At 61.7% G+C, this 15180-nt stretch carries 11 protein-coding genes; 7 read left to right on the forward strand and 4 right to left on the reverse strand.

Annotation, left to right across the window (positions count from 1 at the left end; genetic code table 11):
• Positions 1 to 57: 57 nt before the first annotated feature.
• Complete coding sequence (locus tag D3870_RS11555; RefSeq protein ID WP_119739241.1) at positions 58 to 1479, reverse strand: NAD(P)/FAD-dependent oxidoreductase; 1422 nt, start codon at positions 1477 to 1479, stop codon at positions 58 to 60.
• A gap of 236 nt (positions 1480 to 1715) precedes the next feature.
• A complete protein-coding gene (gene hrpA, locus D3870_RS11560; protein WP_242489951.1) occupies positions 1716 to 5636 on the reverse strand; it encodes an ATP-dependent RNA helicase HrpA in 3921 nt (1306 codons plus the stop codon).
• Between the two features lie 172 nt (positions 5637 to 5808).
• Here hrpA and argA point away from each other — a divergent pair, with 172 nt between their 5' ends.
• Both argA and D3870_RS11570 read left to right on the forward strand, forming a co-directional pair.
• The gene (gene argA / locus D3870_RS11565; RefSeq protein ID WP_119741986.1) at positions 5809 to 7119 is read left to right on the forward strand and encodes an amino-acid N-acetyltransferase; all 1311 of its coding nucleotides are present in this window, start codon (positions 5809 to 5811) and stop codon (positions 7117 to 7119) included.
• Between the two features lie 61 nt (positions 7120 to 7180).
• On the forward strand, positions 7181 to 7453 hold the full coding sequence (locus tag D3870_RS11570; RefSeq protein WP_119739245.1) for an oxidative damage protection protein: 273 nt from the start codon (positions 7181 to 7183) through the stop codon (positions 7451 to 7453).
• An 85-nt stretch (positions 7454 to 7538) separates the two neighbouring features.
• Here the strand turns inward: D3870_RS11570 and rpiA are convergent, their stop codons facing one another.
• The gene (gene rpiA, locus D3870_RS11575; protein WP_119739247.1) at positions 7539 to 8210 is read right to left on the reverse strand and encodes a ribose-5-phosphate isomerase RpiA; all 672 of its coding nucleotides are present in this window, start codon (positions 8208 to 8210) and stop codon (positions 7539 to 7541) included.
• A gap of 155 nt (positions 8211 to 8365) precedes the next feature.
• Here rpiA and D3870_RS11580 point away from each other — a divergent pair, with 155 nt between their 5' ends.
• Genes D3870_RS11580 through D3870_RS11595 form a run of 4 tightly spaced genes read left to right on the forward strand, consistent with a single transcriptional unit; the run spans position 8366 to position 12598 of the window.
• Positions 8366 to 9589, forward strand: a complete 1224-nt coding sequence (locus D3870_RS11580) for an efflux RND transporter periplasmic adaptor subunit (RefSeq protein WP_119741988.1) — start codon at positions 8366 to 8368, stop codon at positions 9587 to 9589.
• Positions 9586 to 10269, forward strand: coding sequence for an ABC transporter ATP-binding protein (locus D3870_RS11585; protein ID WP_119739249.1), 684 nt, complete (start codon positions 9586 to 9588; stop codon positions 10267 to 10269). The genes D3870_RS11580 and D3870_RS11585 overlap by 4 nt, the downstream gene beginning before the upstream one ends.
• A 5-nt stretch (positions 10270 to 10274) precedes the next feature.
• The gene (locus D3870_RS11590; protein ID WP_119739251.1) at positions 10275 to 11432 is read left to right on the forward strand and encodes an ABC transporter permease; all 1158 of its coding nucleotides are present in this window, start codon (positions 10275 to 10277) and stop codon (positions 11430 to 11432) included.
• Positions 11432 to 12598 (forward strand): ABC transporter permease, encoded by a 1167-nt coding sequence (locus tag D3870_RS11595; RefSeq protein WP_119739253.1) that lies wholly within the window; start codon positions 11432 to 11434, stop codon positions 12596 to 12598. The genes D3870_RS11590 and D3870_RS11595 overlap by 1 nt, the downstream gene beginning before the upstream one ends.
• Positions 12599 to 12639: 41 nt before the next feature.
• On the opposite strand, the gene D3870_RS11600 is transcribed toward D3870_RS11595, so the two are convergent.
• Complete coding sequence (locus tag D3870_RS11600) at positions 12640 to 13989, reverse strand: MFS transporter (protein ID WP_119739255.1); 1350 nt, start codon at positions 13987 to 13989, stop codon at positions 12640 to 12642.
• 248 nt (positions 13990 to 14237) lie between these two features.
• Here D3870_RS11600 and cyoA point away from each other — a divergent pair, with 248 nt between their 5' ends.
• A complete protein-coding gene (gene cyoA / locus D3870_RS11605) occupies positions 14238 to 15179 on the forward strand; it encodes a ubiquinol oxidase subunit II (protein WP_242489952.1) in 942 nt (313 codons plus the stop codon).
• Position 15180: the final 1 nt, after the last annotated feature.

The following is a 15180-nucleotide window of genomic DNA, read 5'->3' on the forward strand; positions in this document are numbered from 1 at the left end:
CAAAACGACATGTCCCCGTGCTCCCGGAAAGTCATGGTTCCAGCATGACATCACGGCTCACGACGGATTTCCGAAGCGTGCCGGCGGAGGCCGACGAGCGGCATTGGAGATTGTCCGATAAGCAATTGCGGCAACGGTTTCCGGCGATGCCTGGCCGCGCATCATGTCCTGCATCGTTGAACGCATGATGTCCTGATCGGCGATGTCAGCGTTTGCGCCGCCGTGCCGCCGCACGCATGCGCGATAAGCGTCACTTATGTGTGCGGGATTGCGCAGCAGCCGGTCTTTCCACTCACCCAGGGCCACCTGATGCTGAACCAGATCGCGCAGCATTCCATGCTGTTCCCTCAGACCGACGGCATTCGCCCCGACCAGCACATCCTTGCGAAACTCCAGACGCAGATACCGGTAGTTGCGCTCATCGCTTGCCTCCACCCATTGCCCGCCCGGCAGTCCGTGCCATTCGCCGAACGACGACGTGACCAGCCCCATCGTGGCAAGCACCTCGATCCGCCGCACATGATGCTGGAAGGCGGATTTGCCGATCATGTTCAAGGCCGCGCAACAGGCTTGATCGACGGCATTCGGCAAGACGCCCGCGATCACCATGCGCCCGGATGCGGCATCGAAGGTTTCTGCGCAATCGCCGGCGGCATAGATGCCCGGCACGCTGGTCTGCATCGACGCATCGACCAGGATGCCTTGCGTGCATGCGATGCCGCTGCCGCGCAGGAAGCCGATGTTCGGCTGCGCGCCGGTCGCGCAAACGATCAGGTCCGCGAACAGGCATTCGCCGTTCGACAGGCGGGCGACGAGGCGCGGGCCGCCGGCCATGCCCTGATTGATGCGCTCGATGGCGAGGATGCGGGTCGACGTGCAGATCCTGACGCCTTTGCTTTCGCACCAGCGCTTGAGCATGCCGGCCGCGCCTGCCGGCATCATGTTCGATGCCATGCGTTCGTTCTGCTCGATCACGGCAAGATGGACGTGGCGCGCCGCCAGCGCCTCCATCAAGACACAGCCGGTCAATCCGGCCCCGACCAGAACCACATGCGCGCGCGGCCTCGCCAGCGCGACGATCCTGCGGGCATCCTGCAAGGTCCGGCAAGCATGCACGCCAGGGGAATGGATGCCGGGTATCGTCGGGATGCATGCGCTGGCTCCTGTTGCAATCAGCAGGCGGTCGTATCCGAACGCGACGCCGTCTTCCATCAGCACCTTGTGCGCCTTGCTGTCGATGCGGCTGATGCGACCGAATCGCTGCTCGATGCGCAGCCGGTAAAAGTGGTCGGACTCGCTTCGCAGATGGCAACCGGATTCTCCGATATCGCCGCTCACCAGGCGCGGGAGCAAGCTGAGCGAATAAGACGGACCCGGCTCGTTGCCGAGAAGCATGATCGAATCGCATGGCGCATGCTTGCGGATCATTTCCGCAGCGACCACGCCCGCCGCACCGTTGCCGATGACGAGGTGCTTCACGCGCGTGCCTCGCTGCTTTGGTCCGAATGGTGCTGCCGCGAACAAGCGGCGCTGGATTTTTGCACTGCATCCTCCTGTCGGGATCGGATGTCACACAAAAATCACTATACTGAATCGCGGAAACTTGTCAGTTGAACAATATCAACGGCGCGCGATGATCCCTGTCAAAGGGCTTGCGCGGGTACTTCGCAGCCGGACCATGTGTCAGGCCGATGCATCCTGACCGCAGCGCGCAATCAGCGCTGCATCGACTCCCACACCTTTTGCAGACGCTTGGTCGACACCGGCATCGGCGTGCGCAATTCCTGCGCGAACAGCGAGACGCGCAACTCCTCCAGCAGCCAGCGGAACTCGGTCATCTTCGGATCGCCGCGTCTGTCCTTTTGCGCGCGCTGCCACGGCGTCGCCGCCTGCGTCCACTCCGCCATCAGCCGTGCATCGCGCGCAGGATCGGCGCGCAGCTTTTCCAGCCGCACGTTGATCGCCTTCAGGTAGCGCGGGAAGTGCGACAGCTGCACGTAGTCGTTATCGGCGATGAAGCGCTTGCCGATCAATGCCTGCAATTGCGCCTGCATGTCGGCCATGCTTTGCGCATGGGCCTTTGCGCCTTGCAGCTTCTTCGGCAGCGTGTAGTACTCGGCCAGTATCTGCGACGCCAGCCGCGCGATTTCGTTCACCAGCAGATTGAGCCGCGACTTGCCCTCCTCCTTGCGGCGGGTGAATTCCTCGGCATTCTTCGGCAGCGGCTCCTGCAGGCAGGCGCGCTCCAGACCGGCCTGGATGATCTGCTCGCGCAGCTCCTCCTGCGAGCCGAGCGACATGAATTGCATGCCCATCTGCTGCAGGCCGGGGACGTTCTTCTCCAGGTATTTGAGCTGCTCCTTCAACTGCAAGGAAAACAGGCGTCGCAGGCCGAGACGGTGGACACGAGCGGCCTCGGCAGGATCATCGAATACCTCGAGGTCGCAGTGGGTGGTTTTGTCCACCAGCGCGGGAAAGCCGATCATGGTTTGCTTTCCCTGCTGGATTTCCAGCAGTTCGGGCAGCTCGCCGAAGGACCAGGCGGTGAGGTTGTGGTGCGATGACGCTGGCATACCCGCTTTCGCCCCTCCCCCTTCAAGGGGGAGGTTGGGTGGGGGATGGGTTTTGCCGGACACGACACCCATCCCCTCCCCATCCCTCCCCTTGAAGGGGAGGGCGTCAGGCGCATCCTCGCCAGAAACGGCGCTCGCCAGCTTCTGGAAACTCTCCCGCGCCTTGCCACCAAATTCCGCCTGCAAGGCGGCCAGATTGCGCCCCAGCTCCAGCTGCCGTCCGTGCTCATCGACGATCTTGAAGTTCATGAAGTGATGCGCGGGCAGAGTCTCCAGTTTGAAATCGGTGGTTTTGGTGGCAATGCCGGTCTGTTCACGCACGTCGGCGATGACGGCATCCAGCAGGCTGCCCCGGCCGAAGGTCGCGCGCTCGGCGAACCCGGCAGCGTAATCCGGCAGCGGCACGCAATGGCGGCGCAGCTTCTGCGGCAGCGACTTCAGCAGCAGATGCACTTTCTCCTTCAGCATGCCGGGCACCAGCCATTCGCTGCGCTCGGCGGACACCTGGTTCAATGCATACAGCGGCACGATCAGCGTCACGCCGTCGCGCGGACTGCCCGGTTCGAAGTGATACGTCAGCGTCATCGCAACGCCGGCCACGTTCATCGTCTTCGGAAACAGATCGGTCGTCACGCCCGCCGCCTCGTGGCGCATCAGGTCGTCACGGTTCAGATACAGCAGCTTCGGGTTCTTCGCCGTGGCATCCTTGTGCCACTTCTCGAACGCAATGCCGTTGCAGACGTCTTCAGGGATCAGCTTGTCGTAGAAGGCGGCAATCAATTCATCGTCGACCAGCACATCGAGCCGGCGCGACTTGTGTTCCAGATTCTCGATTTCGCGCACCAGGCGCTGATTGTGCGCGAGGAAGGGTGCGCGGGTATCGAACTCGCCGCCGACCAGTGCGTCGCGGATGAAAATCTCCCGCGCCTCCTTCGGATTGATCAATCCGAAGTTGATGCGCCGCTGGCTGTACACCACCAGCCCGTAGAGCGTCGCGCGCTCGCTGGCCGATACCTGCGCAGTGCGTTTTTCCCAACGCGGCTCGCCCCAGGATTTCTTCAGCAGGTGGCCACCGACACGCTCCAGCCATTCCGGCTGAATCTGCGCGATGCAGCGCGCGTACAGCCGCGTCGTTTCCACCAGTTCCGCCGCCACGATCCAGCGTCCGGCCTTTTTCGCCAGATGCGATCCGGGCCAGATGTGGAACTTGATGCTGCGCGCGCCGAGATATTGCGGCTCGTCCTCCGACTTGAAGCCGGCATTGCCGAGCAGGCCGGTCAGCAGCGCCGTGTGCAACTGTTCATAGCTCGCCGGCAGCTCGTTCAGGCGCCAGCCCTGCTCCCGCACGAGGGTCAGGAGTTGCGAATGCACGTCGCGCCATTCGCGCAGGCGCAACTGCGACAGGAAACTGGCGCGGCAGTTTTCCATCAGCTGCTTGTTCGATTTCTTGTGCTCGATGGCGTCCTCGAACCATTTCCAGATTTTCAGATAACTCTGGAACTCCGATTTTTCATCGGCGAATTTCTTGTGCGCATTATCAGCCGCGTTCTGCGCCTCCATCGGACGCTCGCGCGGATCCTGCACCGACAGCGCCGAGGCGATGATGAGCATTTCGGAGAGGCAGACATTGTCGCGGGCGGCAAGAATCATGCGTCCGACACGCGGGTCGAGCGGCAGTCTGCCGAGCTGCTTACCAAGCGCCGTGAGCTGGTTGCCGTCATCGACCGCGCCAAGTTCCTGCAGAAGCTGATAGCCGTCCGCGATCGCGCGGCCCAGGGGCGGTTCGATAAACGGGAACGTCTCGACATCCGCCAGCCGCAGCGATTTCATCCGCAGGATGACCGCAGCCAGCGACGAACGCAGGATTTCCGGGTCGGTGAATTTCGGCCGCTGCTGATAATCCTTCTCGTCGTACAAACGGATGCAGACACCGGCCGCGACCCGGCCGCAACGCCCTGCGCGCTGGTTCGCCGCCGATTGCGCCACCGGCTCGATCTGCAACTGCTCGACCTTGTTGCGGTAGCTGTAGCGCTTGACACGCGCCAGTCCGGCATCGACCACGTAGCGGATGCCGGGCACGGTCAGCGAGGTTTCCGCGACGTTGGTCGCCAGCACGATACGTCGCGCATTGGAGGTCTTGAAGACGCGCTCCTGCTCCTGCACCGACAGGCGCGCAAACAGCGGCAGGATTTCCACATGCGGCGGGTGATGCTTGCGCAAGGCCTCGGCGACGTCGCGGATTTCACGCTCGCCGGGCAGGAACACCAGCACATCCCCGGGACCGATACGCGCCAGTTCATCGACCGCATCGACCACCGCGTCCATCAGGTCGCGCTGCTCCTTCTGCGACTGGCTTGCGGACGGCTTTGCCTCGCTCTTGTCGACGTTCTCGACCGGGCGGTAGCGGATCTCGACGGGATAGAGGCGGCCCGACACTTCGATGACGGGCGCGGGCTTTTCGTTGCTGCCGAAGTGCCTGGCGAATCTGTCTGCATCGATCGTCGCCGACGTGATGATGACTTTCAGATCGGGCCGCTTCGGCAGCAACTGCTTCAGATAGCCGAGCAGGAAGTCGATGTTCAGGCTGCGCTCGTGCGCCTCGTCGATGATGATGGTGTCGTATTGCTTCAGCAGGGGATCGGTCTGCGTTTCCGCCAGCAGGATGCCGTCCGTCATCAGCTTGACCGATGCGCCCTTCGACAAGGTATCGGTGAAGCGCACCTTGAAACCGACATGCTCGCCCAGCGGCGAACCGAGTTCCTGCGCAATGCGCTTTGCGGTCGAAGACGCGGCGATGCGACGCGGCTGCGTATGGCCGATCAGCCCCGCCTGCCCGCGCCCGAGTTCCAGGCAAATCTTCGGCAGCTGCGTGGTCTTGCCGGAACCGGTTTCGCCCGACACGATGATCACCTGGTGCGCGCGCAGCGCATTCGCGATCTCGCCGCGCCGGCCGGATACCGGCAGCTCTTCCGGGAAAACGATCGGCGGCAGCGGATTGCGTTCGATGGCGGGGGCGGATGGCGTGGTCGCGCCACGCGTGGTTGCGGCGTGGCTTTTCGACATTGTTTTTTTGGAATGATCAGATGCGGACATAGCGGGCCGAATTATACCCACCGGCTTGCATGCGACTCATGCGGGATTCCACCGATGATGGTGCGCCGGACGTTGCAAAACACGCGCAACGGTGGGCCCTGCAAGCGCAATGGAAAGATGCTCCGTGTATATAATGCCCTTCATGGAAAATCCAACACAATTCGTCCAGTGGCTGCGTTCCGTCGCGCCCTATATCCATGCCTTCCGCGGCAAGACCTTTGTGGTCGCCTTCCCGGGCGAACTGGTGAAAGCCGGTGCCCTGCCGGTGCTGGCGCACGACTTGTCCTTGTTGCACGCACTCGGCATCAAGGTCGCGATCGTGCACGGCTCGCGCCCGCAAGTGGAGGAACAGCTCGCGCTGCGCAACGTCGAACCGCGCTACCACAACGGCTTGCGCATCACCGATACCGCCGCGATGGAATGCGCGAAGGAAGCCGCCGGCGAATTGCGTCTGGACATCGAGGCCGCCTTCAGCCAAGGCTTGCCCAACACGCCGATGGCGCACTCCGCGATCCGTATCATTTCCGGCAACTTCGTCACCGCACGCCCGATCGGAGTGATCGACGGCACGGACCTGGAATTCACCGGCCTCGTGCGCAAGATCGCCCATGACGCGATCCAGCCCATCATCAATGCCGGCGGATTGGTCCTGCTGTCGCCGCTCGGCTTCTCGCCCACCGGTGAAGCCTTCAATCTGACGATGGAGGACGTGGCTGTCGCAGCGGCAATCTCCCTGCGCGCGGACAAGCTGATCTTCATCACCGAGACGCCGATGATGACGGATGCCGGCGGCACCGAAATCCGCGAACTGTCGTCACATCAGGCCGCCGCCGTGCTGGAATCCGCCTGCCTGCCGACCGATGCCGCGTTCTACCTGCAGCACGCGGTCGAAGCCTGCAACAACGGCGTCGCCCGCGCCCACATCGTGCCGTTCGCCACCGACGGTTCGGCACTGCTCGAACTGTTCACGCACGACGGCATCGGCACCATGGTCACGTACGAAAACCTGGAAAGCCTGCGCGAGGCGACCATCGAGGACGTCGGCGGCATTCTCAAACTGATCGAACCGCTCGAAGCGGACGGCACGCTGGTCAAGCGCGGCCGCGAACTGATCGAGCGCGAGATCGATTATTTCTCGGTCATCGAACACGACGGCGTGATCTTCGGCTGTGCCGCGCTGTATCCTTTCCCCACGGAAAAAATGGCGGAAATGGCCTGCCTGACCGTCAGCCCAGACGCCCAGAGCCAAGGGGACGGCGAACGCATCCTCAAGCACATGGAAAACCGCGCACGCGCTGCCGGCTTCACGAAACTGTTCGTATTGACGACACGCACCGCCCACTGGTTCCTCAGACGCGGCTTTGTCGCGAGCACCGTCGACGCTCTGCCGAAAGACCGGCAAAGCATGTACAACTGGCAACGCAAGTCACAAGTATTCATCAAGCAACTTTAAAACTTTCCACCACCTCTCTGCTCTCATGATTGAGAGCATCTGCATGAACAAGGAGTAGAAAATGGCCCGCATGGTCCACTGCATCAAACTGAACAAGGAAGCCGAAGGGCTGGATTTCCCGCCGTATCCTGGCGAACTCGGCAAGAAGCTGTACGAAAATGTTTCGAAGGAAGCCTGGGCCGCCTGGCTCAAGCATCAGACCATGCTGGTCAATGAAAACCGCCTGAACCTCGCCGATGCGCGCGCGCGCAAGTACCTGGCGACGCAGATGGAAAATCATTTCTTCGGCGCAGGCGCGGATGCGGCCTCCGGCTACGTGCCGCCGTCGGAGTAAATCGCATATGCCAATAAAAAGCCCGCTTGCTTGCGCACAGCGGGCTTTTTTGTCGGCCGCGGGTTTTCAATCCGCCATGAGTCGATCAGAACTCCAGCTTCTTCACCCCGTCCACCGTCCCCAGCAAACCGACATTCGCGCCGCGCTGCGCGAACAGGCCGACCGTGACGACACCGACGATATTGTTGATCTGCGCTTCCAGTTCAGCCGGATTCGCAATCGTCAGTCCGACGACGTCGAGGATCATGCAGCCGTTATCCGTGAGATAAGGCTTGCCGTCCTTCATGCGCAGGCGCGGTTCGCCGCCCAGCGCCGCCAGTTTGCGTGACACGACTTTCTGCGCCATCGGGATGATTTCCACCGGCAAGGGAAATTTGCCCATCACGTCCACCAGCTTGGAGCCGTCGGCGATGCAGATGAACTTGTCGGCTGCGGCGGCAACGATCTTCTCGCGCGTCAATGCGCCGCCGCCGCCCTTGATCATCGCGCCTTGTGCCGTGATCTCATCGGCACCGTCGATATAGACTGGCATGGCATCGACGTCGCTCAATTCCAGCACGTCGATGCCGTGCGACTTCAGGCGTGCTGCGGTGGCTTCCGAAGAGGCCACCGCGCCCTTGATACGGTGCTTGATCTTGCCAAGCTCGTCGATGAAAAAATTGGCGGTGGAGCCGGTGCCGACGCCGATGATTGCGCCGTCAACCACATAGTCGATCGCGGCGCGGGCCACGGCTTGCTTGAGTTCATCCTGGGTCATGATGATGCGTCGTTCGTGATGATGAAAAGCGCCTATTTTAGCCGCTCCCTTGCCGGGCCATGCGGCGCATGGAAGATTATAATTTCGGCATCTCGCCGCAAGGATTCACCGCGCCGCCATTTTCCATTCGATGTACCTGTCTCCGGGGAAATGAATTGGATACACCTGATCTTTCCAGGCTGAAAATAGACCGCTCCGCAGGCACACATCAAGGCGGTTTGAAGCGTCCTCGCCGCCGGCGCTGGCTCAAGATCGGCATCGCGGCTCTCATCATCGCCGCCGTCGCCATTGCCCTCGTCAGCCGATTTGGCGCCAGTCCCCGCGTCGAAACCTTTACGGCCGTCACCGCATATCCTTCGCAGAATTACACCATGCTCAATGCCACCGGCTATGTCGTGGCGCAGCGCAAGGCCGCCGTCGCCTCGAAGGCAACCGGCAGGCTGGAATGGCTGGGCGTGCTGGAGGGCAGCCGCGTGAAGAAGGACGAAATCGTGGCGCGACTGGAAAACAGCGACGTGAGCGCCGTCTTGAATCAGGCAGCGGCCAATGTGAAAGTGGCGCAAGCCAATCTGGAACAGGGGATGGCGGAATTGCGCGATGCCGAGCTGGCATACCGGCGCTCGCAGGATTTGCTGCGGCAGAATTTCATCTCGGCTTCAGCCGGCGATGCCGCGCTCGCCCGCTACAACAAGGCCAGGGCGGCAATCAGCGGCTTCCGCGCCGCCATCGCGGCGGCGCAGGCCAATCAGCAGAATGCGCAGGTAGCGGTCGATCAAACCATGATCCGCGCCCCTTTCGACGGCGTGGTGTTGACCAGGAACGCCAACGTCGGCGACAACATCACGCCCTTCTCCTCCGCCATCGACAGCAAGGGCGCGGTCATCACCATTGCCGACATGGAGACGCTGGAAGTGGAAGCGGACGTATCGGAAGCCAACCTTGCCAGGATCAAGGTCGATCAGCCTTGCGAAATACAGCTCGATGCGTTTCCCGACTTGCGCCTGGCGGGCGTGGTGTCGCGCATGGTGCCGACGATCGATCGCTCCAAGGCCACGTTGCTGGTCAAGGTGCGCTTCATCGACCGCGATCCGCGCGTGCTGCCCGACATGAGCGCAAAGGTGGCTTTCCTCTCGCAAGCCGTGCCGCCGCAAGACAGGCAGTCCGTGATCGCGGTGCCGCCCGCCGCCGTCACGGACCGCAACGGCGGCCAGGCCGCGTTCATCGTGACGGAAGGCAAGGTACGCGAGCAGCAAGTGAAGATCGGGCGAAAGGTGGGCGAACTGATCGAGGTGCAAGGCATCAAGCCGGGCGACAAGGTGGTTCTCCATCCCGGCAGCCAGCTGAAGGATGGCGACACGGTCGCGACGGCGAAGAAATGAATCCGCTCGTCGATATCCGTCATCTGGCGAAATCCTACCGGCGCGGCGATCAGATCGTGCCGGTGCTGACCGACATCAGCCTGCAGATCAGGCGCGGCGATTTCACCGCCCTCATGGGCCCGTCCGGCTCCGGCAAGAGCACCCTGCTCAACCTGATCGCCGGCATCGACAAGCCCGACAGCGGCATCCTGCGCGTGGATGGACTCGACATCACGCAACTGTCCGAAGCGGAATTGGCGGATTGGCGCGCTGCCAACGTCGGGTTCATCTTCCAGTTCTATAACCTGATGCCGGTCCTGACCGCGTTCGAGAACGTCGAGTTGCCGCTGCTGCTGACCAATCTCACGCGCAAGGAACGGCGCGAGCGTGCGGAGTTGATGCTCGCGCTCGTCAATCTGTCGGATCGCATGGAACACTATCCGGCGGAACTGTCTGGCGGACAGCAGCAGCGTGTCGCCATTGCGCGCGCCATCGTCACCGATCCGGCGCTGATCGTGGCCGACGAACCGACCGGCGATCTGGACCGCCATTCGGCCACGGAAATTCTCGGACTGATGAACCGGCTGAATCGGGAACTCGGGAAAACCATCATCATGGTCACGCACGATGCCCACGCCGCGGAACGCGCACGGTCGCTGATCCATCTTGAAAAAGGCGAGCTGCTCGGCGCGGAGGCGTAGATGCCATGCATATCCTCAAGCTGATCATCAAGAACGCGCTGCGCCACAAGCTGCGCACCTCGCTGACGGTGCTGGGGCTGGTGGTGGCGACGCTCTCCTTCGGTCTGCTGCAAACCGTGGTGGGCGCCTGGTATGCGGGCGCGGATGCGGCATCCAATACACGGCTGGTCACGCGCAACGCGATCTCGCTGGTTTTTCCCTTGCCGCTGTCCTATGAGAACCGGATTCGCGGGATCGATGGCGTGACCGGCATCGCGTACGCCAACTGGTTCGGCGGCATCTATCAGGATCCGAAGAATTTCTTTCCGCAATTCGCGATCTCCGGGAAAAGCTATCTTGATCTGTTTCCCGAATTCGTCGTGCCGGAGGCGGAACGCAGCGCCTTTCTGCGCGACCGCAAGGGCTGTCTGGTGGGACGAAAACTCGCCACGCAATACGGCTTCAAGCCGGGCGACATCATCCCGATCAAGGGCACCATCTTCCCCGGTCAATGGGAATTCGTCGTGCGCGGCATCTACGATGGCAAGGAAGCCAGCACCGACACTTCTCAACTATTCTTCCACTGGCAGTATCTCAACGAACGCATGCTGCAAACCGCGCCGCGGCGTGGCAACCAGGTCGGCTTCTACATGGTGCAGATCGGCAACCCGGACAATGCGGCGGCGATCTCGCGCGCGCTGGATGCGCAATTCGAGAACTCGCTGGCGGAAACGCTGACCGAAACGGAAAAGGCGTTCCAGCTCGGCTTCGTCTCCATGTCTGAAGCCATCGTGGTCGCGATCCGCGTCGTGTCCTTCGTCGTCATTGTGATTATCATGGCGGTGATGGCGAACACCATGGCCATGAGCGTGCGCGAGCGGCTGGCCGAGTATGCGACGCTGAAGGCATTGGGTTTCGGCCCCGGCTTTCTGGCGGCGCTGATCTTCGGCGAGTCGCTGCTGATCTCGCTGGCGGGTGCAGCTCTCGGCATCGCTCTGCTGTTTCCCGTTGCCGCCGCCTTCAGCGCGCAAATGGGCACGCTGTTCCCGGTGTTCAAGATTGCGCCGCAGACTCTTGCGTTGCAGGCCGCATCCGCCGTGGCGGTCGGCCTCATCGCCGCCATTGCCCCGACGGTGCGTTCGGCACGGATCAACATCGTCGAAGGCTTGCGGAGCATCGGCTGATGAAAATTCCGTTCAGTTACATCGCCCGCAACCTCTGGACGCGCCGCCTCACCACGGCCCTGACCGCCGGCGGACTTGCGCTGGTGGTGTTCGTGTTCGCGACCGTGCTGATGCTGGATGAGGGACTGAAGAAAACACTGGTCACCACCGGCGAATACGACAACGTCGTGATGATCCGGCGCGCCGCCGAAACCGAAGTGCAAAGCGGCGTGGAACGCCCGCAGGCGGCGATCGCGGCCAGCCATCCGGTGATCGCCCTGAACCACGAGGGAGTACCGATGGTGTCCAGGGAAACCGTGGTGCTGATCGCACTCAACAAGCGCGGCACCGACAAGCCGGCCAACGTCGTGATTCGCGGCGTGTCGCCGATGGGTCTGGAGCTTCGCCCGCAAGTGAAGCTGGTTGCCGGACGCATGTTCCGCCCCGGTTCATCCGAAATCATCGCCGGCAACAACATCACCAAACGCTTCGCAGGTGCGGGCATCGGCGAAGCCTTGCGTTTCGGCCAGCGCGAATGGACGGTGGTCGGCGTGTTCGACGCCGGCAACAGCGGTTTCGATTCGGAGATATGGGGCGATGCGGATCAGCTGATGCAGGCGTTTCGCCGCGTTGCGTTTTCATCGGTGATCGTGCGGCTCGACAACAGCGATCATTTCGACAGTTTCAAGAAGAATATCGAAGGCGACCAGCGCCTGACGCTCGAAGCCAAGCGCGAGCAGACCTTCTACGCCGACCAGTCGAAGGCGCTGTCCACCTTCATCGGCATACTCGGCATGACGCTGTCCATCATCTTCTCGATCGGCGCGATGATCGGCGCAATGATCACGATGTACGCATCGGTCGCCAACCGCGTCACCGAAATCGGCACCCTGCGCGCGCTCGGCTTCAAGCGGCGCGCAATCCTCACTGCGTTCCTGATGGAGTCGCTGCTGCTGGCGGCGGTCGGCGGCGTGGCGGGATTGTTCTTTGCGTCCTTCATGCAGTTCCTGTCATTCTCGACGGTGAACTTCCAGTCGTTTTCCGAATTGGCATTCGGCTTCACGCTCAACCCGGAGATTGCGGCGAAGTCGCTTGCGTTCGCGCTGGTGATGGGATTTGTCGGCGGCTTCCTGCCCGCCGTGCGGGCAGCGAGGATGAAGATCGTGGATTCACTGCGGGCGGCGTGACGGGGGGATGCGGTGCATTCCCCCGTCACCGCGCTCAGGCGTTAATCACGGATTTCCAATGCGCGGTTAAGGCTCAACGCCGCCAGTGAACCCACTGCCCCCGATAGCAAGTAGAGGCTGACATAGGCCAGGCCGAAATGCGCGGACAGGCCAAGCGCCACCAAGGGGGCGAAACCTGCGCCAACCAGCCAGGCAAAATCGGACGTCAAGGCAGCGCCGGTATAGCGATATTTCGCGGGGAAATTGGCGGTAACGGCGCCCGCCGCCTGGCCATAGGACAATCCGAGCAACCCGAACCCCAGCAGGATGAAAATGTTCTGCCCGAGCTCGCCGCCATCCATGAGCGCTGGAACAGCCGCGCTGAACAGGGCAATGAGGCATGCGAGCGCCCCCAGAGTAGTGCGCCGCCCGAAACGATCGGCGATCAAGCCGGAGGCGACAATGCCGAACGCCGCCAGCGCCGCGCCGAGCATCTGGATGACCAGGAATTCGCTGGCGGGACGCGTCGAATAGACGGCGATCCACGACAGCGGAAACACTGTCACAAGATGGAACAGCGCGTAGCTCGCCAATGCCGCCAGGGCACCGATGAGCACGTTGCGCCCTTGGGAGCGGGTCATCTCGATGACATCGGTCGGCTGCAGTTCGCGCTCCTCAAGCAGGCGCGAGTATTCGTTGGTAGATACGAGGCGCAAGCGGGCGAACAACGCCACCACGTTGATGGCAAACGCCACGTAGAACGGATAGCGCCAGCCCCAATCCAGAAAGTCTTCATTGGAAATGTTGAACAACAGGTAGGAGAACAGCCCGGCAGCCATGATGAAGCCCACCGGCGCACCCAGTTGCCCGAGCATCGCGTACCATCCCCGCCGGTTTTGCGGCGCATTGAGCGCCAGCAGCGAAGGCAGGCCGTCCCACGAACCGCCGAGCGCGACGCCCTGCCCGATGCGCAAAAGCGACAGCAAGACGATCGATGCGAAACCCAGATGCGCGTAGGTCGGCAGGAAGGCCATGCCAGCGGTGGAAATGCCCAGCAGAAAAAGGGCAAGCGTGAGCTTGGTTTCGCGACCGAAGCGGCGCTGGATTGCCATGAAGGCAACCGTGCCGAAGGGTCTTGCGACAAAGGCGAAGGCAAAGATCAGGAACGCATAGAGCGTCCCTTCCAGGCGCTGCTCGAAGGGAAAGAAAACTGTCGGAAACACAAGCACCGAAGCGATTGCGTAGACAAAGAAATCAAAATATTCCGACGCGCGGCCAATGATCACGCCAACGGCGATCTCACCCGGCGAAATCCTTGATTGATCGGCCCGGTCATGCCTGGCGTCGCCGGCGGTCGAGTGCGGCGGAAAATCGGCGGGCAGCTCCCCGCCCTGAATACTTGTACTGGACATCGTCTCACTCCTTGATTTTGGTTCTCTTCAGTCAACATTTTTTATGTCTTTCTGTCGACAAGACAAGTCTATTCAAGTATTGGCCGCAAGGGTAGGACAATATGTCCAATTCCCAACACGTATTGACGCAAGTAAAGTCACACGATCCTTATTTCCGGTCGTAACTTTTCTGCATGTCTCCAATAACAATTCGTCGTTTCCTGCTTCTGTTGCCTGTTGTCTTGCTGGCAGGCTGCGATACCGTGGTAATGAACCCGTCCGGTGACATTGCCGCTCAACAGGCGCATCTCATTCTTGTTTCCATGCTGTTGATGCTGCTGATCATCGTGCCGGTGATCGCATTGACCTTCCTGTTCGCGTGGCGCTACCGGAAAAGCAATACCTCGGCGAAGTACGACCCGGATTGGGACCACTCGACCAGGCTCGAGCTGATCATCTGGGGCGCGCCTCTGCTGATCATCATTGCCCTGGGCCTGCTGACGTGGATCAGCACGCACAAGCTGGACCCTTACCGCCCGCTGGAGCGCATTGATGCCCAGCGCCCGATTCCAGCCGGAACCAAGCCGCTGCTGGTCCAGGTCGTCGCGCTCGACTGGAAATGGCTGTTCATCTATCCCGAGCAAGGCATCGCGACGGTCAACGAACTGGTCACGCCGGTTGATGTGCCTGTCCGCTTCAAGATCACCGCCTCCACCGTGATGAACTCTTTCTATATCCCTGCGCTGGCCGGCCAGATCTACGCCATGCCAGGCATGGAGACCACGCTGAATGCGGTCATCAACAAGGCCGGCGAATACGAAGGCTTCTCGGCGAACTACAGCGGCGCAGGCTTCTCCCACATGCGCTTCAAGTATCACGGCGTGGCCGCTGCGGATTTCGACAACTGGGTGCAGAAGACGAAGGCGGGCGGCGGAGCCCTGGACCGTGCCGACTATCTGGTGCTTGAAAAGCCCAGCGAGCGCGAGCCGGTGCGCCGTTACGGCACGGTCGCGCCCGATCTGTTCGGCGCGATTGTCAATCGCTGCGTCGAATCCGGCACGGTATGCATGGACAAGATGATGGCTGCCGACAGCAACCGCATCAAGGCAGCCATCGCTCGCCAATCGCAACAAGAAGCCTCATTGAGCTCGATCGCGCAAATCTGCACCGAGGCATCCGCCTCGTCCCCCATTTCCACAAAGACTAACTGAC

Origin of the sequence: Noviherbaspirillum cavernae (assembly GCF_003590875.1) — a bacterium.
GTDB lineage: Bacteria > Pseudomonadota > Gammaproteobacteria > Burkholderiales > Burkholderiaceae_D > Noviherbaspirillum > Noviherbaspirillum cavernae.

Excerpts from the sequence above, each read along its gene's own strand:
- hrpA (WP_242489951.1), bottom strand. The coding sequence starts at position 5,636 with ATGTCGAAAAGCCACGCCGCAACCACGCGTGGCGCGACCACGCCATCC.
- rpiA (WP_119739247.1), bottom strand. The coding sequence starts at position 8,210 with ATGACCCAGGATGAACTCAAGCAAGCCGTGGCCCGCGCCGCGATCGAC.
- argA (WP_119741986.1), top strand. The coding sequence starts at position 5,809 with ATGGAAAATCCAACACAATTCGTCCAGTGGCTGCGTTCCGTCGCGCCC.
- D3870_RS11570 (WP_119739245.1), top strand. The coding sequence starts at position 7,181 with ATGGCCCGCATGGTCCACTGCATCAAACTGAACAAGGAAGCCGAAGGG.
- D3870_RS11595 (WP_119739253.1), top strand. The coding sequence starts at position 11,432 with ATGAAAATTCCGTTCAGTTACATCGCCCGCAACCTCTGGACGCGCCGC.
- D3870_RS11590 (WP_119739251.1), top strand. The coding sequence starts at position 10,275 with ATGCATATCCTCAAGCTGATCATCAAGAACGCGCTGCGCCACAAGCTG.
- D3870_RS11600 (WP_119739255.1), bottom strand. The coding sequence starts at position 13,989 with ATGTCCAGTACAAGTATTCAGGGCGGGGAGCTGCCCGCCGATTTTCCG.
- D3870_RS11585 (WP_119739249.1), top strand. The coding sequence starts at position 9,586 with ATGAATCCGCTCGTCGATATCCGTCATCTGGCGAAATCCTACCGGCGC.
- cyoA (WP_242489952.1), top strand. The coding sequence starts at position 14,238 with ATGAACCCGTCCGGTGACATTGCCGCTCAACAGGCGCATCTCATTCTT.